This is a genomic window from Rhizobium sp. F40D2 (assembly GCF_051810745.2).
Classification (GTDB): domain Bacteria; phylum Pseudomonadota; class Alphaproteobacteria; order Rhizobiales; family Rhizobiaceae; genus Rhizobium.
Genome location: NZ_JBPWQX020000002.1, coordinates 566,632 through 588,251, shown reverse-complemented (window position 1 = coordinate 588,251; position 21,620 = coordinate 566,632). Strand labels below are relative to the sequence as shown.

Below are 21,620 nucleotides of genomic sequence, written 5' to 3'. Positions count from 1 at the left end.
GGATTTATCAAGGGCCGGATACGGCATTCGGGATGCTGGCGCGTTTTCGGCCACATGCATCAAGCCGGGCTGACGGCCCTATGGTCGCCGAGCGCCAGATATTTGTCGAACATCTCGCCGTCGGCAAGCAGGGCTGCGCTCTCGCCGGCATAAGTGACAAGGCCGCGTTCCAGAACCACGGTGCGGTCGGTCAGCGGCAGTATCTTGCGCGCCTTCTGCTCGATGATGATCGCCGATATACCTTCGCCGTCGATGATCTTCGCCAGCGCCGCCAGCAGTTCGTCGACGATGATCGGCGCCAATCCTTCCAGCGGCTCGTCGAGAAGCAGCAACCTTGGATTGAGCACCAGCGCCCGTCCGAGCGCCAGCATCTGCTGCTCGCCGCCGGAAAGCTGGTTGCCGAGATTGAGGCGCCGTTCCTTCAGCCGCGGGAACATCGAATAGACGCGCTCAAGCGACCATCGGCCGGGGCGGGCGATCGCCGTCAGGTTTTCCTCCACAGTCAGCGACCGGAAGATATTGCGCTCCTGAGGCACCCAGCCGATGCCGGCGGCGGCCCGCCGTTCCGGCCGCATGTGGGTCAGATCGCTGCCGGCAAAGCTGATCGCCCCGGAATGAAAGGTGGTGACGCCGGCGATCGTATCGACCAGCGTCGTCTTGCCCGCACCGTTGCGACCGAGCAATGACAGGGACTGCCCCTCGTCGAGTTCGAAACTGACGCCGCCGAGAACCCGGGCCTCGCCATAACCGGAGACAAGCTTGTCGATCCGCAAAAGCGCCGTCATGCCACGTCCTCCCCGAGATAGACCGCCTTGACGCGCGGGTCGGCGGCGATCTCTGAGACCGTTCCCTCGGCCATAACAGCGCCGGCGACCAGAACCGAAATGCGGTCGGCAAACGAGAAGACCAGATCCATGTCATGTTCGATGAGCACCACCGTCACCTCGGCGGGCAGGCCGCGGACGATGGAAAGCACTTCGCTACGCTCCTCTTCGGCGACACCGGCCGCCGGCTCGTCGAGCAGAAGCACCCGCGGCCGGCTCGCGAAGGCAAGCGCGATTTCAAGAAGCCGCTGCTTGCCATAGGCGATCCGGCCGGTCTTCTCGCCCATGACGCCGGCAAGGCCGAACCGTTCCAGAAGATCCACCGCCTCATCGGTCGCATCCGCGTGAGCGGCGAGCGGGCGCCAGGCGGAGCGGCCGAGGCCATCCCGCTCGTTGATCGCCAGCAGAACGGATTCCAGCGGCGTGAAGACGGAAAAGAGCTGGTTGATCTGGAACGTGCGGGCAATGCCGCGCCGCACACGCCGGTGCGGCGAAAGGCCGGTAATATCCTCGCCGTCGACGATTACCTGGCCGGAGGTCGGCTTCAGCACCCCGGTCAGCAGATTGATCAGCGTCGTCTTGCCGGCGCCGTTCGGACCGATCAGCGCATGGCGGGCACCGCTTTTGATCGACAGCGAAACATCGTTGGTGGCGGTGAACCCACCAAAACGCTTGACCAGACTGCGGGTTTCCAGCGCGACGGTCATCGGCTTTCCCTCAGCTTCGTGCCAGGCCGCCAGGTCGCGAGCCGCTGAATGCCGAGCTGCAGCGAGGCCGGCAGAAAACTGTGCCAGCGGGCGATGCGCTCGCGGCCGACGAGAACGATGGCGATCAGGATCAGGCCGATCCAGAACATCCAGTATTGCGGCGTGGAGACCGACAGCCAGTCGCGCAGCACGGTGAAAATGACCGCGCCGACAATGCCGCCATAGAGATAACCGACGCCGCCGATGACCAGAACCAGAAGAACGTCAGCCGAGCGGTGGAAGGCGAGGACATCGGGCGAAACGAAACTCGTCGTATGCGTCAGCAGCGCGCCGGCAACGCCGGCATAGGCGGCGGCGACCGTATAGATGACGATGATCCGGTTCCTCGCCGGAATGGCAACCAGGGCGGCGCGCACCGGATTGGCCTTGATCGCCCTTAACGACAGGCCGAAGGAGGAATTCACCAGATGCCGCGCGACGAATGTCAGGATGAAGAGGGCAGCCAGGCTGTAGACATAACCGGTGCGGCCCCAGAGATCGAATTCGAAAGCACCAAGGATCGGCCCGATGGTGATGCCGCTGAGGCCGTCTGCACCGCCTGTCGCCCATGCCATCTGATTGGCGAGTTCGGCAAGCATCAGGGCGATGCCGAGCGTCGTCATCAGCCGCGTCAGGTCTGAACCGCGCAGGACGAGGAAGCTCGTTGCAAAGCCGGCAAGGCCGGAGACCGCGGCAGCGGCAAAGAGGCCGGTGACGGGCTCGGCGATGACATACTTGGCAAAGAGACCGGCCGCATAGGCGCCGAGGCCGAAGAAGGCGGCATGACCGAGGGAAACGATGCCGGTGTAACCGAGCACCAGATCGAGGGATATGGCAAACAACGCGGTGATGGCGATTTCGGTCAACAGCAGCATCTCCGAGGGCAGCACGAAGATGGCGGCGACCGCCGCGATCCAGAGCACGATCTCATAGAGCCGCCAGGCGTTGCCGCGACGAAGCTGTTCGGTGGCGCGTTCTCTTGCCTCGCTGCGCGCTCCGCTCATCGGCCGCCCTCCCGTGAGAACAGGCCGTGCGGACGAAGGAGAAGCACGACGACCATAACACCGTAAATGACGAAGGCGCCGATCTGCGGCACGTAATATTTGCCGGCGACATCGGCAATGCCGAGCAGCAGGGCGGCAAGAAACGGCCCGATGATCGAAGAGGTGCCGCCGACCGTCACCACGATCAGGAAATAGATCATGAACTTCAGCGGAAAGTTCGGATCGAGGCCGAGAATCTCCGTGCCCATGGCGCCGCCCAGACCGGCAAGGCCCGAGCCGACGGCAAAGGTCAGCGCAAAGACCGCCGAGACATTGATACCGAGCCCGCGGGCGACCCGCCCGTCGTCGACGGCGGCACGCAGCCGGCTGCCGAAACGGGTTTTGGTTAATAGCAGCTGCAGCACGATCGTCAGAAGGACGCAGACGAGGATAATGAAGAGCCGGTAGCGGCCGATGCCGACGCCGTAGAGATCCCAGCGGCCGGAAAGCTCCTGTGGCAACTGGATCATCTGCTGCTGGCCGCCCATGAAATAATCAGCGCCGGCGACCGACATGAAGACCAGGCCGACGGAAAACAGCACCTGGTCGAGATGCGGCTTGGAATAGAGGTGCCGGTAGAGCAGACGCTCCAGAACCAGCCCCGCAAGCGCGACTGCGAGAAAGGCGATCGGCAAACACCAATAGAAGGAGACACCGTAGCTGTTCATCAGGACGACGGTTATATAGCCGCCCGCCATGGCGAAGGCGCCATGGGCGAGGTTGATGACATTCATCAATCCAAGCGTGATGGTCAGCCCGCAGGCGAGAATGAACAGCAGCATTCCATAAGCGATGCCGTCGAACAGAATAGTCAACATGATAAACCCGACTTTCCAGGAGCAAGCGGCGAAGCGATCTCCGCCGCATCTTCCCATTCGAGCTTGCGCGGCTCCGCGCTCATTGGCCGGCTTTGACCGGGTCCTTCATATTCGTGTAGGTCTTGAATTCGACGTTCTGCAACTCGCCGTTCACGTCCTTGACTTCGCGCATGTAGATGTTCTGGATGATATCGCGGGTTTCTGGATCGATGGAGATCGGGCCACGCGGGCTCGTCCAGGCAAGGCCCTTCATCGCCTTGATCAACGCGGCGCCGTCCGCATCCCCCTTGGTGGCCTCGAGCGCGGCATAGATGGCGTGCATGCCGTCATAACCGCCTATTGCCATAAAATTCGGGCGCATGTTGTTGTTGGCGGCCTTGAAGGCCTTAACGAACTCGGCGTTCTCCGGGCTGTCATGCGCCGCCGCGTAGAAGTGAGCGGTAATGGTGCCGAGCGCAGGCTTGCCCATGCCATTCAGGATGTCGTCGTCGGTAATGTCGCCGGTGCCGATTAGCTTGATGCCGGCTTCGGCAAGGCCGCGGTCGACAAACTGCTTCATGAACAGCGAGCCGACACCGGATGGCAGGAAGACGAAGACCGCGTCCGGCTTGGCGTCGCGCACACGCTGCAGAAAAGGCGCGAAATCCGGGTTCTGCAGGGGAACGCGCACGGCTTCGACGACCTCGCCGCCCTTGGCCTTGAACTCCTTGGTGAACCAGGTTTCTGCATCAATGCCCGGGCCGTAATCGGTCACGAGGGTCACGACCTTCTTGATGTTGTTTTCATGCGCCCAGGTCGCCACCGGCACCGAATATTGCGGCAGCGTGCCGCTGGTGCGGATGAAATATTCCGATGCCTGTGTGATCGACGAGGTGGCGGCGGCCATGACGACGGCTGGCACCTTGGCCTGCGTGATCACAGGCGCAACGGAAAGCGCCAGCGGCGTCAATCCGAAACCGGCAAGTGTATTGACCTTCTCGTTGACAATCAGTTCCTGCGCGATCCGGCGGGTCTGGTCGGCGGTGCCGGCATCGTCGCGCACCACCAGTTCGATCTTCTTGCCGGCGACCGTATCGCCGTTGGCGGCGATATAGGCTTTGACACCGGCCTCGACCTGGCGGCCGGTCGATGCGAAGGGGCCGGTCATTGGCAGGATGAGACCCACCTTGAATGTATCCTCGGCCCAGGACGGCAGGCCAAGGCCGGCCGACATCAAAACCCCTGCGGAGAGGGCGATCAGACTTCTTCTGGCAATCACGGCTTTTCTCCTCCTCTTACCGGCGATCCATGCGATCCGCCGGCCTCCTCTCTTCTCCATCGGCTTTCTCAGCCGACCGGCCGGCAGGGCCTCCCCGCCCGTAATCGCCGGCCGCGTCTCACGTCGATATCAGCGTCAGTCCCGGAACGCGGGTGATCAGGCTGCGATCCTCTTCCATGACGAATTCCAGATTGTGACGCGCAAGCCGCGCATGTTCCCGCGCCAGCGCTTCGGCGCGGGTGCCTTCGCGCATCTCGATCGCCGCAACGATGTCGCGGTGCTGACGCTGCGCATGCACCAGCGACAGGCGGAAGGCGAGCACATCCTCCTGCTTCTCCAGAAACGCGCTCGGCGAGGCGAACGGCAGCTGCGCCGCCCGTTCCACCTCGCGCCGCATCATCTCGCTGCCGGCAAGGCCGGCGAGCATGGAATGGAATTCCGCATTGAGCTCGACATAGTGGGCAAACAGCATGTCCTCCGGCCGATCGCCAAAGCATTTGTCGAGTTCGAGGATCAGTCCTTTGATCGCCTTGAGCTTGGCAGGCGTGACGCCCCGTTCGGCGGCAAGCCGGGCTGCCGTGCCTTCAAGCACGCCACGCAGCTCGATGGCGTCGAAAACATCCGCTGTGGTGAAACCGCGCACGGCGTAACCGCCCGAGGGGATCTGCTCGAGCAGGCCCTCCTGTTCGAGACGCGCGAGGGCAGCGCGCAGCGGCGTGCGCGAAATGCCGAGCTTTTCGGCGAGCCAGACTTCCGAGAGACGCTCGCCCGGCGAGACGCCGCCACCGAGCACGAGATCACGCACGCCGAGAAGGCCCTTCAAGGCCTGGCTGTCACGCTTGCGATCCACGTTTGCCTTTTCCGCAGCCATCTCCCGTCCCCATTCTGGCGCTTGGGCGCTCACGAAATCCCGTCATGCAAGAATGGAGTACGACGTGTATACCGTCTCCTGTCAAGCGATTATTGCATGACGATCGGCATATCATCACATATCTAAAAAGTTATTTATCAAGCGATATTCATGGAATTTTCCATGATGCTCGTTATGTCACTTGCTGACGGCATGATTTTCTGCCAATTACTGTATACAGGCTGGACACACGAATCCCGAGGAGAGAGGCTTGCGATGATTGCGCCGCAAAGCGAAAGCCGGGAGAAGGCGCCTCTTGCCGATCTTCTTACGCATTATTCCATCGAAGTGACGTCGCGCGACCTCCCGTCGCTGCTGAGCATGACGGCGACCCTGCCGCCAGGCTCCGAGGTCTTTGTCGCCCATCTTCCGAAAGAGGATATCGGGCTGCTGGTGAGGGCCGCGGCGGGTTTGAGAGATGCCGGCTTCGTGCCCGTTCCCCATATCGTCGCCCGCAATATCCGCAACCGCCTGGAACTCGACACCATGCTCGCCCGGCTGTCCGAGGAGGCTGGCGTTCGTCATGCGCTCGTCCTCGGCGGTGATCGGGACGATGCCGCCGGGGCCTTCGGCTCCGCGCTGGACCTGATCGAAACAGGGCTCTTCCAGACATATAGCATCGGCCGTATCGCCATCGCCTGCTACCCGGAAGGGCATCCGCGCATCGCCGGCTCCGTCCTCGACGCCGCGCTGACGGCAAAGGTCGATGCGGCTGCCCGTGCCGGGCTCGATGTGCTATTGATGAGCCAGTTCCTGTTCGATCAGAAACCGCTCCTCGGCTTCGCACGGCGGCTTCGCGAGCGGGGCATAACGGTGCCGCTCAGGGTCGGCATCGCCGGACCCGCCAGCCGCACGAAGCTTCTTAAATACGCGCTTCGCTGCGGTGTCGGCGCATCCTTGCGGGCGCTGCGCGAAAGAAGCGAGATCGCCCGCAACGTGCTTTCGGGCGAAACGCCGGAAGAGTTGCTGATCGATATCGCCGCAGCGCAGGCCGCCGAACCGGATCTCGGCATCAGCGGCGTGCATTTCTTCACCTTCGGCGATCCGGCCCAATCCATCCGCTGGGCAGAACAGCAGCGGCCCTCTGACTGAAACCGGCCGCAAGGCCTCGACCATCATTTTGTTCAATGGGAGGAATATCATGACGAAACAGAGCTTGGAGCAGAAGCTGAACGCCGCCGGCAACACGGTGAATATGCTCCGCAATTCGCAAATCGGCGCCTACATCTATCCCGTCGTGCCGCCGGAATTCAGCAATTGGCGCGACGAGCAGCGCGCCTGGCGCGAAACAGCCGTACTCTTCGACCAGTCCCACCATATGGCCGAACTGATGATCGAGGGGCCGGAGGCGCTGAAGCTTCTCTCCCATCTCGGCATCAACAGCTTCGCCAATTTCCCGGTCAACCGCGCCAAGCAATTCGTGCCGGTCAGCCATAGCGGCCATGTCATCGGCGATGTCATTCTCTTCCATCTGGCCGAAAACCAGTATCTGATCGTCGGCCGCGCGCCGACGATCAACTGGGTAGAGTTCCACGGGCTGACCGGCGGCTACGACGTGAAGCTCGACCGCGACGACCGTTCGCCATCGCGGCCGGGCGGCAAACCGGTCGTGCGCCGGCGGTACCGTTATCAGATACAGGGGCCGAACGCCTGGAATATCCTCGAAAAGGTCAATGGCGGGCCGCTCGCCGACGTCAAATTCTTCAACATGGATACGATGAACATCGGCGGGCGCCGCGTGCGCACGCTGCGCCACGGCATGTCGGGCGCCCCCGGCCTCGAGATCTTCGGACCCTATGAAGAAGGGGACGAGATCCGCAACGTCCTCCTGGAAGCGGGTGAGGAATTTGGTCTGCGCCAGGTCGGTGCCCGCGCCTATGCGACGAATACGCTGGAGTCCGGCTGGATTCCGTCGCCGCTGCCGGCAGTCTATACCGACGAGCGGATGAAATCCTTCCGCGAATGGCTGGGCGCCGACAGCTATGAAGCAACCGGCTCGATCGGCGGCAGCTTCGTCTCCGACAATATCGAGGATTATTACCTGACCCCGTACGAGCTGGGCTACGGGCCGTTCGTCAAGTTCGATCACGACTTTATCGGCCGCGCCGCGCTGGAAAAGATAGCCGAAAAGCCGCATCGCAAAAAGGTGACATTCGCCTGGAACCGGGACGATGTCGCCAAAGTCTTCCAATCGCTGTTCGACCCGTCAGGCGATAACTACAAGTATATCGACCTGCCGCTATCGAACTACGCTTCATCAAGCTACGACCAGGTGATGAGGAACGGCAGGACGATCGGCGTGTCGATGTTCTCGGGCTACAGCCACAACGAACGCACCATGCTTTCGCTCGGCACCGTCGAGCCGGATGTTCAGGTCGGCGACGTGCTGACCCTGGTTTGGGGCGAACCCGATGGCGGAACCCGCAAGACCACAGTCGAACGTCACAAACAGCTCGAGATCCGGGTCAAGGTCGCGCCGGTGCCTTATGCACGCGATGCCCGCGAGGCCTATGCCGACAGCTGGCGCACCCGGCAGACGGCCTGAGCCAAGGCCGGCCGCCTGGCCATCCACGCCGGGCGGTCTCATGCCGCTTTCCTGATTCCGACAGCATTCTCTCAGCGGCTGTAGGTGATATCCCCTTGGCTGCAGCGGCGATATCGCAGGTATGGCCAGCCTGCATGAGGGCCGCGCCATAGGCCGCGACATTCGAGCGCGCCGTCTGGAACGCGGCGCGCGGACCCGCGTGGTTCCCACACATTCGGTCAACTTCACCTCCAGCCGCCTGGCGGCGGCAATCAGCGCATCGGGCGTCAATGCCTTTGGCACCGGCACCGCCGTCAACAGGTTCGAAGCCTTGGCTGCCCGCAGCCAGTCCGGGGCGCCGAGCGCGTTTAACCCGCCCAGGTGGCAAACGTAGCCTGCGCATGGCGGGCGACGACATTCTCCAGGCCTTCAGCCTCGATGCAAGGCGAGTGAGGAGAAGTCCAAGGGGTGCAAGGGATTCCAACCGTGATCGAACATAGGCATCTTCTTCTCCTTCAGGAGGGGTCGCTCACGAGACGAGGGACGGCTGCAACAATGGCGCGGGCCGCCTCGGATTGCGGCGCGACAACGACAGCCGCTGCCGGGCCGGTCTCGACGATCCGCCCGCTATCCATGACGGCGATGCGGTGGGAGACGGCGCGGACCACGGCAAGATCGTGCGAAATGAACAGACAGGCAATGCCCTGTTGTTTCTGCAGATCGACCAGAAATTCGAGGATCCGGCCGCGCACGGTGACGTCGAGCGCCGAGATTGCCTCGTCGAGCACCAGCAGCGACGGCCGTGTCGCGATCGCCCGGGCAATCGCGACACGCTGGCGCTGACCGCCGGACAGAGCACGAACCGGCCGGTCGGCATGGTCGGCGGTGAGGCCGACACGCTCGAGGAGCGTCACGATTTCGCCGGCACGCCGGTCATTCGACACGACGCCGTGGATGCGCAAGGGATCATCGAGCACCGAACCGACAGTCGCCAGCGGGTTGAATGCCGCCAGCGGATCCTGGAAGACCATCTGCATGCGCGCCCGTCTGCGGCGCAGGGCAGCCCCCTTCAGTGTCAGCCAATCCTCTCCTTCGAAGCGGATCGCACCGGCATCACTGGAGAGAAGCCGCAGCAGGATGCGCGACAGCGTCGATTTTCCGCTGCCGGAGGCGCCGACCAGACCGAGTATTTCCCCCGCTGCGATCGTCAGCGAGATATTGTCGAGGGCCGCGACCCGGCGGCCTGCCGACGAAAAGCCCTTCGAGATGTTTTCGATGGAAAGCAGCGGGCTCATGAGGATAACTCCGCGATCAACGGCGGCGTCGCAAGGTCGCGATGGCTGGCGATGAGAGCCGCGGTATAGCCGCTTTCGGGCGCCGAAAGCACAGAATGCACGGGGCCCGCCTCGACGAGGCGCGCATTGTGGAAGACGGCGATGCGGTCGACGAAGCCGGAGGCAAGCGCGATGTCATGGGTGATGAAGAGCAACGTCATGCCGTCCTCGCGCACCAGCCCGTCGAGCAGGCGGACGATCTCGGCCTGGACCACGACGTCAAGGGCGCTCGTCGCTTCGTCGGCGATCAACAGCGCAGGCCTTGCCGCGATTGCCGCTGCGATCGCCACGCGCTGGCGCTGGCCGCCGGAAAGCTGGTGCGGAAAGGCCCGCATCACCTTGTCCGGCTCAGGCATCCGCACCCGCCCGAGCAGTTCCTCGGCTCTGAGTGAGGCCTGTTTCCAGCTGAGGCCGAGATGGCGCCTGGCGCCTTCGGCGATCTGCTCGCCGATCGTCAGGACGGGATTAAGACTTGTGCCCGGATCCTGGAAGACGAAGCCGAAATCGCGACCCGGGCGGGGCAGGTAGCCGAGGGCGGGCCAGAGCATCTCGCCACCGACCTTCGTTCCCTCAGGCAGCAGGCCGGCGAGCGCCCGGGCAAGCGTGCTCTTGCCGGAGCCGCTTTCGCCGATGATCGCCAGCCTTTCGCCAGTCTTGATATCGAGATCGATACGATCGAGCGCGGCGGCACTGTTCCTACCGCGCCCATAGGAGACCGAAAGCTGCCGGAGGCTGCAGAAAATGCCGCTCATGCCGCCCTCCCGCCGTCATCGCCAAGCGCCTTGCCGAGACCCTCGCTGAAGAGATGCACACCGAGCACTGTCACGGCAAGTGCTGCGCCCGGCAGGACGGAGAGATAGGCGGCCGAGCGCAGCACGCTGCGGCCCTCGGCGATCATCGAACCCCAGGTGGCGATATTCGGATTGCCGAGGCCAAGAAAGGAAAGCGCCGCTTCGGTGAGGATCGCCCCGGCGACGATGGTAGCGGAAAGCGCCAACACCGGCGGCAGCGCGTTCGGCAGGATTTCCCGGAAGGCGATCTCTGCGGGATGCATGCCGATCACCCTTGCGGAGGCGATATAATCCTGCTCGCGAATGGCAAGCACCTGCGCCCGCGTCAGCCGCGCCGGATCGGCCCAGGCGCCGAGCGCGATGGCAAGCACGACGACCGGTGTCGAGACGCCGATGGCGCTGACGAAGGCAAGCGCAAGCAGGAAGGCCGGCACGATCTGGAAAGCGTCGACCAAGCGCATCAGCGCTTCGTCGACGATCCCGCCGGCAAAACCCGCCGCCATGCCGACACAGACGCCGAGGATCATCGCCGAAAAGGCCGCCGCGAGGCCGACGGCAAGCGAGGTGCGCGCACCATAAATCAGGCCGGCAAGCAGGTCGCGGCCAAGGCGATCCGTGCCGAGCGGAAAGGCTGGATCGGTGAATGGCGGCAGCAGCGCCCGGCCGGCAATTCTCAGCGGATCGCCCGGCGAGATGATGGGTGCCAGCAACCCGATCAGAAGCAGGATGACAAGGATTGCAAGCCCAACCGTGCCTTCCGGCGTGCTGAGGAGGCGACGGAGACGGCTCATGCGCCGCCCTCCGAAGCGCCGATGCGCGGGTCGAGCGCGGCATAGACGAGATCGACGAGGAAATTGACCGAAATGACAAGAACGGCGCTGGTGACGATAATGCCCATCAACAAGGGTGCGTCGCGGCCGTTGACCGCCTCCTGAGCCAAGCGCCCGAAACCCGGGATCGCAAAGACGCTTTCGATGACGACGCTGCCGCCGAGCATGGCCGCCGATTGCAGCCCGAGCATGGTGACGAGCGGCAGCAGCGCATTGCGCGCGACATGTCGCAGCACGATCCGGCTGCGAGACAGGCCTTTGGCGCGGGCGAAAAGGACGAAATCCAATTTCCAGACCTCGACCATGCCGGCGCGCATAACCCGCAGAAACAAGGCGAGATAGATCAAGGCAAGTGCGCCAACCGGCAGAACCAGATGATCCGCAATGTCAAGGGCGCGGGAAAATCCTGTCTTGCCGGAAGCGATCGTCTCGATGCCGGCGATCGGAAACCAGCGCAGCTTGACCGAAAAGGCAATGCTGAGGACGAGGCCAAGCCAGAAGCTCGGAATGGCATAGACTATCAGCGAACCGATCGACAGCAGCCGGTCGCGCCAGGTTCCCGGCCGCGCCCCGGCAAGAATGCCGAGTGCCGAGCCGAGGCCGAAGGAAAGCGCCGTCGCACTTCCCATCAACAGCAGCGTGTTGGGCAGGCGTTCGGCGATGAGTTCGCCAACCGGCCGGCCGAAGGCGACCGACCAGCCGAGATCGAAGCGCACTAGCGAGGAAAGATAGAGCCAGAGGCGGGCGAACATGGATTGGTCGAGGCCGTAGCTCTCGCGCAGCGACTGCCTGAGTGTCGCATCGCCGCCGCCGATTGCGCCGAGATAGGCATCGACGGCATCGCCCGAGGCGGATTCGAGCAGGAAAAAAGTGAAGATCACCACGATCAACAGCACCGGAATGCTGCTGATCGCCCTGCGCCTCAAGAGGATGATTGCACGTTTCACGCCGGACAGGGCCTCTGGAAGAGAATTGCCGCCGATCCTATCACGACTGCAGCGCGGTATCGCCCCAGTTCGAGACGGCCCAGCGTGGATTTTCGGAAACGTTGAGCACGGTGTCGCTGGCAACGGTGATGAAGCCCCATTCCGCGACGTTGATCAGCGGCAGATCGGCGGCGACGAGTTGCTGGAACTTGCGGTAGAGATCGGTGCGCGCCGTCGTATCGACGGTCTCGGAGGCCTGCTTGATGATCTTGTCGAGCTCCGGATTGACGTAGCCGCCCTGGTTGGAGAAGAGCACACCATCCGGCGTGCCGGATTGGACGAGAATGGTGGTGGAGATCGCCGGATCGCCGCGGAAGACCGGCGGCCCGACAGCGAGGTCGAAATCGTGGTCCGTATAAACAGCCTTTTGATGGGCAGCCGCGTCGGCATTGACGATCTCGGCATCGATGCCGATCACCGCGAGCGCCTGGCGGAGATAATCGCCGAACTGGCGGGTCTCGTTGAAATAGGGTGCAGGACGAAGCTTCAGCTTGAAGCGGTTGCCGTCCGCTCGTTGTTTGTACCCCGCCTTGTCGAGAATATCGTTGGCGGCCGCGGGGTTGAAATCATAGGTCGTGACATCGGATGTATAGAACTCCGGCGCATTCTTCGGCACCGGGCCTGTGGAGGCGGCGGCGTAACCGAGGAAGATCGTATCGACCACGAATTTCTTGTCGATCGCCTGCGCGATCGCCTGACGGACCCTGAGGTCGGCGAGCTCCTTGCGGCGGTGATTGATCTCGACGACGAGCTGATAGGTCAAGGCCTCATACCCCTTGGAGATCACCTTGATACCGTCGACTTTCGAGATGCGGTCGAGATCGGCCAGCGGCACGGCCGAGAACGCGGCGAGATGGATTTCATCGGCTTCGAGCGCCGCTCCCGCCGACGCCCGGTCGGGCAGCACACGGAAGATGATCTCGTCGAGCTTCGGCTGGTCCTTGTCCCAGTAACTCTCATTGCGCGTCAGCCGGTAATATTCGCCGGGCTTGTATTCGGCGAATTTGAACGGACCGGTGCCGACGAGCTTGTTGTTGGCCGGGTTCGTGGCGATATCATTGCCGTCGAAGATGTGCTTGGCGACGACGCTGGTGACGACGGGCAGGGCGTTGCGGATGAGCTGGAACGGCGTCGGCTTGGAGAAACGGAAAATGGCGGTGTAGTCGTCAGGCGTATCGACGGCTTCGAGATTGGCAAAGACCAGGCGGCCGAGATTCTGCAGCGGCTTCCAGATGTTGAGCGCGGAGAAGGCGACGTCGAGAGAGGTGAATGGCTTGCCGTCGTGCCAGGTGACGCCGTCGCGCAGCTTGAAGGTGACGGAGAGACCGTCCGCCGAACCTTCCCAGGCGGTGGCAAGGCGCGGCGCAAGCCCGTCCTTGCCGTCGTACGAGGCTTCGGCCAGCGGTTCGATCACCTTGCTGGCGATGAAAAAGACCCCGTTCGAGGCGACGATGGCAGGGTTGAGGTTCTTCGGCTCGGTATCGGCCGCAACGATCAGCCGGCCGCCGGCGGGCGCGGCCTGCGCCAGCGCCTGGCGGGCGAGCGCCGACGAGGAAAGGAGCAGGGCAGCGCCCTTCATCAGCGTGCGCCGCGAGATAGCTGGTACGGTCATGACCTCTCCTGTTCGGCGACCAATTCGCAACACTATATTCCAGCCAAACAGATCATTGCGACAGATATTAAGTTTGAATGGGCTGGCCGCGGGGATATTTTTTCGCGCCGGAAACCCTGTCGCGCATTCGCTTCAGCAAGCCATGCCAACCAGTCGGACGCAAGCCGTTGTAAGACGGGGCCACGGCGTCCCTGCAGAAAGTCGATCCACGGCGCTCAGGCCATGACCCCTTGCTGAAACGCGTCACTTTCCCCCGCGATCAGTTCAAGAGGCCACACGATATTGCTGCCTTCATCCGGATAGAATTTGCGATAGGCCGGCATATTGGCGAGAAGCGCCCGTGCGAGCGCAACGCCAAGATCATAGAGCGACATGCGGAAGCAACTGAGCGAGGGCTGCAGGAACCGCGCTCGCGGCGCGTCACGGAAGCCGATCACCGCAATGTCGCGGCCAGGCATAACGCCTGATTCCATCAAACGGCGGTAAAGGCCGATTGCCATCAGCTCGTAGATCAGGATCACCGCTGTCGGCCGCTGTTCGAGCAGCAGCAGTTCATGAGCCGCCTGGTAGCCGCCCTGTTCACTCGACTTGACGCGGATGACGAGCGACGGGTCGAAGGCGATACCGTGCCGCGCGAGTGCGCGGCGATAGCTGTCGAGAAAGATATAGCCGAGGTTGACCTCGCTCGACGGCGCCGTGATCGCGATCCGGCGGTGGCCGCGCGCGACCAGCCGATCGACGGCGCGTTCGGCCACGCCTTCAAAATCGAGGTCGATCCAAGGGAAATTGCCTGGGGAAAGGCTCCGGCCGACCGCGATGAAGGGGATCTTTGCCCGTGACAGAAGATCGATGCGCCGGTCGAGGCGCTGCGTATTCGAGATGATCATCGCATCGACGATACGGCGCGCCACGATGCGCCTCAGATATTCTCGCGGATCCTCGTCGCTCGGGCAAGGCAGCATGATCAGGTCGAGTTTGTGGCGGGCAAAGACGCTTTGCAGGCCGCTGGTGACGCCGAGGAAGAAGTTGTCGGCATTTTCGACCGCCTCCATGCTGGATTCGATCATCAGCCCGATTACCTTCGTCTCGCCTTGCCTGAGACTCCGTCCCGACTGGTTGGCGACGTAGCCGAGTTCCTCGGCCGCCGCCAGCACACGCTTCCGGGTTTCCTCGTTGACATCGGGCTTGCCGTTCAGCGCCCGGGAGACCGTGCCGATCGAAATATCCAAGTGTTCGGCAAGCTGGCGAATCCCCCTCATCGGCCGCGTTTTTCCTGGAGCATGATGTCGTCCGAAAACTGCGCGGTTTTCAGACGACATCATGCTCTCCTTCTCTGATTTAGATCCATCCGGATCTGGGTCCGCAATTTCGTATTTGGCGTCTCTTGACATCGCAAAATGTTTCCGCCAACATTCGTAAACGTTTACGGAGTGCGTGTCACGAGGAGAGTTGGCGCCATTCCCTGGAGGAAGTCGTGAAATTCAGTGCTATTCTGTGCGGGTGCGGAGCTATGTCCAAAGGTTGGTTGCGCGCCATCGCGTCCAATCCTCAACTGGCTGACTCCATTGCCATCGTCGGCCTCGTCGACCTCAACCGCGAGACGGCGGAAAAGCTTGCCGCCGAGTTCGGCCTCGAGAGCGCCGCCATCGGTTCGGATCTGTCCGAGGTCATCGCCGCCACCAAGGCCGAGCTGGTCTTCGACATCGTCATCCCGGCCGCCCGTTATGATGTGGTTTCGACGGCGCTCAAGGCCGGCTGCCATGTGCTTAGCGAAAAGCCGATGGCCGCATCGCTCGTCGAGGGGGCCGCGCTGATCGAACTTGCCGCGCAAACCGGCCGCATCCACGCCGTCATCCAGAACCGCCGTTTCATCTCCGGCATCCGGCGCCTGCGCCGCTTCGTCGACAGCGGCGCGATCGGCGAACTCACCGGCATCCATTGCGACTTTTTTCTCGCACCGCATTTCGGCGGTTTCCGCGAGGAAATGGACAATGTGCTGCTCCTCGACATGGCGATCCACACTTTCGATGCCGCCCGGTACGTCGCCGACCGCAAGCCGCTTGCCGTTTATTGCGTCGAGCGCAATCCGAAGGGGTCGTGGTACCGGCACGGCGCTTCGGCCAATGCCATCTTCGAATTTTCCGACGATATCGTCTTCACCTATCGCGGCTCCTGGTGCGCCGAAGGCGAGCGCACCAGCTGGGAAAGCCAGTGGCGCCTCGTCGGCTCGAAGGGCATGCTGACCTGGGACGGCGAGGAGAATTTCAACGCGACTGTCGCAGCTGAGGAACCTAGCCTTTTGCGCGGCTCCGCTTCCGTAAACGTTCCCGGCCCGGAACATGACGCGGAAACCCACGGCCACGCCAGCGTCATCGCCGACTTCATCGCCGCAATCCGCACCGGCAAACAGCCCGAAACGGTCAATTCCGACAATATCAGAAGCCTCGCCATGGTCTTCGGCGCGATCGAAAGCGCCAAGACCGGCAAGCGTATCGAAATTTCAGCATAGGATGACGTGACGTGAGCAACCCTGCAAAATCCATTCGCATCGGCACCATGGTCAGCGGCAACAACGGCGATGCCGCGACGCGCATCGGCGAGATCGCCGACATGGGCTTCGAAAGCTTCGAACCCTTCTTCTGGCAAACGACCAAGGGCCAGAACCTTGCCGAGCTCGGCAAACGCTGCCTTGACGCGATCGGCGACCGCGACATTACCATTTCAACGCTCGGCATGTTCGGCAATCCGCTGGAAGACAGCGCCATCGACCTCGAGACCCTGCAAGGCTGGAAGGACTGCATCGACAATGCCCATCATTTCGGCGCGACCTGCGTTGCCGGCTTCACCGGCCGCGTCCGCGGCAAGCCGCTGACCGACAGCCTGGGGCGTTACAAGCAGATCTGGAGCGAGCTTGCCAAGCGCGCCGCCGACAAGGGCGTCAAGATCGCCTTCGAAAATTGCGCCATGGACGGCAACTGGGAGAGCGGCGACTGGAACATCGCCCATAATCCGGATGCCTGGGAACTGATCTTCAACGAGACGCCGGATGATCATATCGGGCTGGAATGGGAGCCGTGCCATCAGATGGTCTATCTGATCGACCCCATGCCGCAGATCCGCAAATGGGCGCACAAATTCTTCCACGTCCACGGCAAAGACGCGACCATCCGCTGGGAGGTCATCAAGGAGCACGGCATTTTCGGCAAGGAAAAATTCGTCTTCATGCGCACGCCGGGCTTCGGCGACAGCAACTGGACCGACATCATTTCCGAGTTGCGGCTTGCCGGCTGGTCCGGCTCGATCGACATCGAAGGCTGGCACGACCCGGTCTATCGCGACGCGCTTGAAATGACCGGCCAGGTTCACGGGCTCAACTATCTGAAGAAATGCCGGGGCGGAGAATTCGTTGTCGACCCCTCATCGACCGCCTAAGGTAAGGCCCCGCCGGGCTGGGAGGCCCGGCGGGGCCCCATGACTGACTAACTTGGTCTTTTCGCGGCGCAGCCGCTTTTTTGGGAGGAAAGCATGAAAAGAATTGCGAGACTTACGCTTGCACTCGGCACGGCGATGCTGATGACATCAATCGGCCATGCCGAACAGAAGACCTTCAAGATCTGGTGGTTCGAGGAGCCGACCACGGCTCAGGGCATTGTCTGGAAGAAAGCGCTCGAGGAGTTCAAGGAGAAACATCCAGACGTCAACGTCAGCTTCGAGCAGAAGACCTTTCAGCAGTTGCAAGCCTCAGGCGGCATGATCCTTAATTCCGATCAGGCCCCCGACGTGCTCGAGTACAACAAGGGCAATGCGACCGCCGGCTTGGTTGCAAGCCAGGGATTGCTGACCAATCTGGATGCTTATGTGAAGAAGGAAGGCTGGGATAAGATCCTTAACGAAGGCGATTTTGTCCTAAGCCGGTATGACGAAAAGGGCATCTATGGCTCCGGCCCTGTTTGGGGCGTCTCGGTCTTCGGCGAATATGTTTCGTGCTTCTACAATATTGACATGTTCGAAAAGGCAGGCCTCAAGCCGCCGACGACGCTGGAAGAGTGGGTCGCCGACATGGAAGCCTTCAAAGAGAAGGGTCTCACGCCTCTCGCGCTCGGCGCCATCGATACCAGTGGCCAGCACTTGCTTGCCTCTCTCGCCTATACCAAGGCCGATGATGCCTGGGTCCAGAATTATCAGGGTTTAAAGGCTCCCCTCGACGGCGCGCCCTACCTCTATGCGGCGCAGACATTGGTCGACTGGGTCAGCAAGGGCTACATCAACAAGGACTCCACGGGCATGAAGGACCCGGACGCGGCTCTGCTCTTCACGTCCGGCAAGGCGCCGATGTACGTCTCGGGCACGTGGAATCTCGGCACATTCGCCTCGACCATCAAGGACTTCAAGTGGGGTCAGTTCGTAATTCCGACGCCGAAATATTCGGTCGGCTCGACAGGAAACCTTTGGGTCGTTCCCAAGGGTAGCAAGAATCCGGATCTCGCCGCCGAGTGGATCAGCCTGACCTTGTCGCCGAAGTACCAAGCTGAACTCGGCAATGCCGGCGGCGTGCCGATCGCCGCTGATCTTTCCGCCATCACCAACCCCATCGGCAAGAACGCCGCAGCGGTTTTCAAGCAGATCTCTGACAAAAGCGGCCTCGGCTTCTATCCTGACTGGCCGGTCCCCGGCTACTACGACGTGCTCAATCAGAAAGACACCGGTCTCTTCCAGGGCAGTCTGACTGCGGAGCAGTTCGTCGAACAGATCAAGCAGGTTTACGACGACGCGCAGGAAAATCAGTAACGCGCCCTGGAACGCTGGGCTGCGCCTCTGGCGCAGCCCATTATCGGAGGCTGAAGGAAGAATGATATGGCCATATCCAGCCAGCGATCGAGCGACGGTTTACAAACCTATAGCCTGTACCTCATCCCGGGGGCGATCGGCTTCATTCTGATCGTGCTCATACCGCAGCTTGCTAATCTCGGGCTGAGCTTCACGGCATGGAAAGGCGTTGGCACGCCGCGACCGGTCGGCCTGCAGAATTATCATCGCCTGCTGACGGACGATCAATTCTGGGGATCGATGTATCACACGCTGCTGTTCATCGTCTCGATGACCGTAATACCGGTTTGCATCGGCCTGGTGCTGGCCGCTCTGCTGTTCGACTACGTCAGGGACCAATTCGGGGAATGGGTCTCGAGCTTCTTCAGGGCCGGTTTTTACTTACCGCAGATTCTGCCCGTAACTGTGGCGGGCGTGCTCTGGGGTTGGATTCTCAACCCCGTCGGTGTCATCAACATCACGCTGAAGGCCATCGGCCTTGATAGTCTCGCCCAGAACTGGATCGGCGATGCGACATACGCGCTTGCTGCCGTCTCGCTCGTCATTGTCTGGATACAAGTCGGCTATTGTCTGGTGGTTTTCATGGCCGGTCTTTCGCGCATCGAGCCTTCTCTCTACGAGGCTGCCGAGCTCGATGGGGCAAACTGGTGGAGCCGGCTGGTTACGATCACTATTCCGCTTCTAGCGCCGGAGATTTTCGTCGTTGTGCTGACCACGCTGATCGCAGCGCTTAAAGTCTTTGCGCCAATCTTTGTCATCACCGCCGGCGGCCCCGACAATTCCACCCTCGTGCCATCCTATCTGACTTACTACCACTTCTTCACAACACAACGCGTCGGCTATGCCGCAGCCATCGCAGTCGTGCAAACGACTTTGACGATCGCTTTGGCCGTTATTTTCCTACGCTTCCAGAGCCGGCAGGAGTCGAAGGAGTAGATCATGGCATACTCAGTTCTCAGCGATGGTACGACCAAGGCCAAGGCGACGGCGGCAGCCTATCGCGCGCGACGCGATCCGATGCGGTGGGTGGTGCTGGCCATCCTTGTTCTACTCCTTGCCTTTACGCTCTTTCCCTTTTTCCTTGCTCTGCTCAACGCCGTCAAGGCGAGCGCCGAATACGCAGTCGGCGGACCGCTTTCGATTCCCCGGTCGATCGATCTCGCGGCGATCGAGAAATTCTGGACGGCGTCTGATTTCAGCCGCAAGCTGCTCAACAGCCTGGTGATCAGTCTTGCTGTGTCGGTGTTGGGGGTACTGATAAGCCTGTTCAACGCCTATGCGATTGGGGTCGGCAGGGTGCCCGGCTCGCGCGTCATTTTGGTGGTCTTTCTTCTAGGCATTATGGTGCCGCAGGAGTCCATCATTTACCCGCTTTACTATATGGCGAAAGCGAGCGGCCTCTACGATACGCAGCTTTCCGTGATCATCATTTTCGCGGTCCTGCAAAGCGCTTTCGGGACTTACCTGCTCTCGACGGTGCTGCGTACTTTTCCCAGGGAAATCCTCGAAGCGGCAGAGATGGATGGCTCGACCCACTGGAAAACGCTGTGGTTCGTAGTCGTCCCGATGCTGCGCCCGACGCTCATGGTCCTGGGAACGTTCTTTTTCATCTGGACTTGGAACGAATTCTTGATCCCGCTCGTCATGCTGGTGTCCAACAACAACCAGACGGTCTCGGTCGCCATGGGCCTCACCCGCGGTCAGAACATGTCGGACCCGGTGCTGCAGGCCTCGGCGGCTTTCCTCGGTATAATACCGACCGTGATCTTCTTCTTGATCTTCCAGCGCACGTTAACGCGCGGCATCGCCGCCGGAGCAGTCAAATGACGACGTTTTTCACCCTTGACCATCTCATCGGTCCCGGTTGGGGACCAGCAAGGTTTTCGATATGAGCCAGGAAATCCAAATCGAACTCTTGGGCGTCGAAAAGCACTACGGCGCCTTTCACGCGCTTAAGAACGTCAACCTTTCAATTCCCAAGGGCACGTTCGTCGCGCTGGTCGGTCCGTCCGGATGCGGCAAGTCCACGTTGCTCCGTTCGCTTGCCGGGCTGGAAAAAATTACCGGTGGGACGCTGAAGATTGCCGGCGAGGTGATGAACGACGTGCCACCGCGGGCGCGCGATATCGCCATGGTTTTTCAAAGTTACGCCCTCTATCCGCATATGACGGTGGAACAGAACCTGACCTATTCGCTGAAAATGCACGGTGTCCCTAAGGCTGAGGCAAAACAGAAAGCCGAGGAAGTCGCTGTGATCACCGGTCTTTCCCGGTTGCTCGACCGTTATCCGCGCCAGCTTTCCGGGGGCCAACGGCAGCGCGTCGCCATGGGCCGCGCCATTATCCGCAACCCCCAGGCATTCCTGTTCGACGAGCCGCTTTCCAACCTTGATGCCGCGCTACGTGTCTCGATGCGCAAGGAAATCCGCGCCCTGCACGACCGGCTGGGCGCCACCTTCGTCTACGTTACCCACGATCAGGTCGAAGCGATGACGATGGCCGACCATGTGGTGGTGATGCGCGACGGCATCATCGAACAACAGGGCGCGCCGCTTGAACTCTACGACCGGCCGGCCAACCGGTTCGTTGCCGGTTTCATCGGTTCGCCGGCAATGAATTTCATTCCCGCGATCGTCGCCGAAGATGGAAAGAGCCTGATCCTGGATTTCGGCGCGGTGAAAGAGACGCTTGCGATATCGCGCGCCGTCGAGCCCGGGCGCAAGCTCATCGCCGGCATCCGGCCGGAACATGTCGGCGTCGTCGAGCCGGGTCATGGCAGCTTCGACGTGCCGATCTCCTTCGTCGAATCGACCGGCTCGTCGACCTTCATCGTCGCGGAGACCCAGCCGGAATTGACAATCGTCGAGACGCGCCGCGACAGGGTCAAGTCAGGAGACATGATCGGAGTTTCTGTCGATCCGGCCCAGATCCATCTCTTCGATGCATCGACGGACCACGTCATATAAAAGCGGCCAAGCAGCCTGCTGGTTCGGATTTGTCATAAATCGAACTTGGGCGAGGGCGTCGAGCCAAGTCTCGTACACACCGCCCGAGGCTGGCTGCACCACAAGCGCGTCCCGACGAGCGTCTGAGCCGTCCGATCGAGCTTCGATCGGCT

20 protein-coding genes and 1 pseudogene are annotated in these 21,620 nt (G+C 61.7%); 8 read left to right on the top strand and 13 right to left on the bottom strand.

Annotated elements, in window-relative coordinates:
* Positions 1 to 59 precede the first annotated feature (59 nt).
* The 6 genes from ACS4RS_RS27475 to ACS4RS_RS27450 form a co-directional block, all read right to left on the bottom strand.
* Entirely contained in the window at positions 60 to 785 is a 726-nt protein-coding gene (locus tag ACS4RS_RS27475) for an ATP-binding cassette domain-containing protein (protein ID WP_439013176.1), read from the bottom strand.
* Entirely contained in the window at positions 782 to 1,531 is a 750-nt protein-coding gene (locus ACS4RS_RS27470; protein ID WP_439013175.1) for an ATP-binding cassette domain-containing protein, read from the bottom strand. Before ACS4RS_RS27470 ends, ACS4RS_RS27475 begins: the two co-directional genes overlap by 4 nt.
* A complete protein-coding gene (locus ACS4RS_RS27465) occupies positions 1,528 to 2,574 on the bottom strand; it encodes an ABC transporter permease subunit (protein ID WP_439013174.1) in 1,047 nt (348 codons plus the stop codon). Before ACS4RS_RS27465 ends, ACS4RS_RS27470 begins: the two co-directional genes overlap by 4 nt.
* Positions 2,571 to 3,431, bottom strand: coding sequence for an ABC transporter permease subunit (locus ACS4RS_RS27460; protein ID WP_439013173.1), 861 nt, complete (start codon positions 3,429 to 3,431; stop codon positions 2,571 to 2,573). Before ACS4RS_RS27460 ends, ACS4RS_RS27465 begins: the two co-directional genes overlap by 4 nt.
* 79 nt (positions 3,432 to 3,510) lie before the next feature.
* Positions 3,511 to 4,689, bottom strand: a complete 1,179-nt coding sequence (locus ACS4RS_RS27455; RefSeq protein ID WP_439013172.1) for an ABC transporter substrate-binding protein — start codon at positions 4,687 to 4,689, stop codon at positions 3,511 to 3,513.
* A 118-nt stretch (positions 4,690 to 4,807) separates the two neighbouring features.
* Complete coding sequence (locus ACS4RS_RS27450) at positions 4,808 to 5,560, bottom strand: FCD domain-containing protein (RefSeq protein WP_439013171.1); 753 nt, start codon at positions 5,558 to 5,560, stop codon at positions 4,808 to 4,810.
* 255 nt (positions 5,561 to 5,815) lie between these two features.
* On the opposite strand from ACS4RS_RS27450, the gene ACS4RS_RS27445 reads away from it, so the two are divergent.
* Positions 5,816 to 6,691: a methylenetetrahydrofolate reductase gene (locus ACS4RS_RS27445; RefSeq protein ID WP_439013170.1), complete on the top strand. Its 876-nt coding sequence runs from the start codon at positions 5,816 to 5,818 to the stop codon at positions 6,689 to 6,691.
* Positions 6,692 to 6,740: 49 nt separating this feature from the next.
* On the top strand, positions 6,741 to 8,144 hold the full coding sequence (ligM, locus tag ACS4RS_RS27440) for a vanillate/3-O-methylgallate O-demethylase (protein ID WP_439013169.1): 1,404 nt from the start codon (positions 6,741 to 6,743) through the stop codon (positions 8,142 to 8,144).
* 85 nt (positions 8,145 to 8,229) lie between these two features.
* Here ligM and ACS4RS_RS27435 read toward each other — a convergent pair.
* The 7 genes and pseudogenes from ACS4RS_RS27435 to ACS4RS_RS27405 form a co-directional block, all read right to left on the bottom strand.
* Positions 8,230 to 8,563 (bottom strand): annotated as a pseudogene (locus ACS4RS_RS27435) (alanine--glyoxylate aminotransferase family protein); the annotation flags it as partial.
* A 75-nt stretch (positions 8,564 to 8,638) separates the two neighbouring features.
* A complete protein-coding gene (locus ACS4RS_RS27430) occupies positions 8,639 to 9,418 on the bottom strand; it encodes an ATP-binding cassette domain-containing protein (protein ID WP_439013168.1) in 780 nt (259 codons plus the stop codon).
* The gene (locus ACS4RS_RS27425) at positions 9,415 to 10,209 is read right to left on the bottom strand and encodes an ATP-binding cassette domain-containing protein (protein ID WP_439013167.1); all 795 of its coding nucleotides are present in this window, start codon (positions 10,207 to 10,209) and stop codon (positions 9,415 to 9,417) included. The genes ACS4RS_RS27430 and ACS4RS_RS27425 overlap by 4 nt, the downstream gene beginning before the upstream one ends.
* Complete coding sequence (locus ACS4RS_RS27420) at positions 10,206 to 11,039, bottom strand: ABC transporter permease subunit (protein ID WP_439013165.1); 834 nt, start codon at positions 11,037 to 11,039, stop codon at positions 10,206 to 10,208. The genes ACS4RS_RS27425 and ACS4RS_RS27420 overlap by 4 nt, the downstream gene beginning before the upstream one ends.
* On the bottom strand, positions 11,036 to 12,025 hold the full coding sequence (locus tag ACS4RS_RS27415; RefSeq protein ID WP_439013164.1) for an ABC transporter permease subunit: 990 nt from the start codon (positions 12,023 to 12,025) through the stop codon (positions 11,036 to 11,038). The genes ACS4RS_RS27420 and ACS4RS_RS27415 overlap by 4 nt, the downstream gene beginning before the upstream one ends.
* 40 nt (positions 12,026 to 12,065) lie before the next feature.
* Positions 12,066 to 13,676 carry an ABC transporter substrate-binding protein gene (locus tag ACS4RS_RS27410; RefSeq protein ID WP_439013163.1) on the bottom strand — a complete coding sequence of 537 codons (1,611 nt, stop codon included), beginning with the start codon at positions 13,674 to 13,676 and terminating at the stop codon, positions 12,066 to 12,068.
* A gap of 215 nt (positions 13,677 to 13,891) precedes the next feature.
* Positions 13,892 to 14,935 (bottom strand): substrate-binding domain-containing protein, encoded by a 1,044-nt coding sequence (locus ACS4RS_RS27405; RefSeq protein WP_439013162.1) that lies wholly within the window; start codon positions 14,933 to 14,935, stop codon positions 13,892 to 13,894.
* A 215-nt stretch (positions 14,936 to 15,150) separates the two neighbouring features.
* On the opposite strand from ACS4RS_RS27405, the gene ACS4RS_RS27400 reads away from it, so the two are divergent.
* From ACS4RS_RS27400 to ACS4RS_RS27375, 6 genes are all read left to right on the top strand, one after another.
* Positions 15,151 to 16,185 (top strand): Gfo/Idh/MocA family oxidoreductase, encoded by a 1,035-nt coding sequence (locus ACS4RS_RS27400; RefSeq protein WP_439013161.1) that lies wholly within the window; start codon positions 15,151 to 15,153, stop codon positions 16,183 to 16,185.
* An 11-nt stretch (positions 16,186 to 16,196) separates the two neighbouring features.
* Positions 16,197 to 17,108: a TIM barrel protein gene (locus ACS4RS_RS27395; protein WP_439013160.1), complete on the top strand. Its 912-nt coding sequence runs from the start codon at positions 16,197 to 16,199 to the stop codon at positions 17,106 to 17,108.
* Positions 17,109 to 17,201: 93 nt separating this feature from the next.
* Complete coding sequence (locus ACS4RS_RS27390; protein ID WP_439013159.1) at positions 17,202 to 18,464, top strand: extracellular solute-binding protein; 1,263 nt, start codon at positions 17,202 to 17,204, stop codon at positions 18,462 to 18,464.
* 66 nt (positions 18,465 to 18,530) lie between these two features.
* Positions 18,531 to 19,439, top strand: a complete 909-nt coding sequence (locus tag ACS4RS_RS27385; RefSeq protein WP_439013158.1) for an ABC transporter permease subunit — start codon at positions 18,531 to 18,533, stop codon at positions 19,437 to 19,439.
* Positions 19,440 to 19,442: 3 nt separating this feature from the next.
* Positions 19,443 to 20,330, top strand: a complete 888-nt coding sequence (locus ACS4RS_RS27380; protein WP_449314049.1) for a carbohydrate ABC transporter permease — start codon at positions 19,443 to 19,445, stop codon at positions 20,328 to 20,330.
* A 61-nt stretch (positions 20,331 to 20,391) separates the two neighbouring features.
* On the top strand, positions 20,392 to 21,468 hold the full coding sequence (locus ACS4RS_RS27375) for a sn-glycerol-3-phosphate ABC transporter ATP-binding protein UgpC (protein ID WP_439013157.1): 1,077 nt from the start codon (positions 20,392 to 20,394) through the stop codon (positions 21,466 to 21,468).
* Positions 21,469 to 21,620 lie beyond the last annotated feature (152 nt).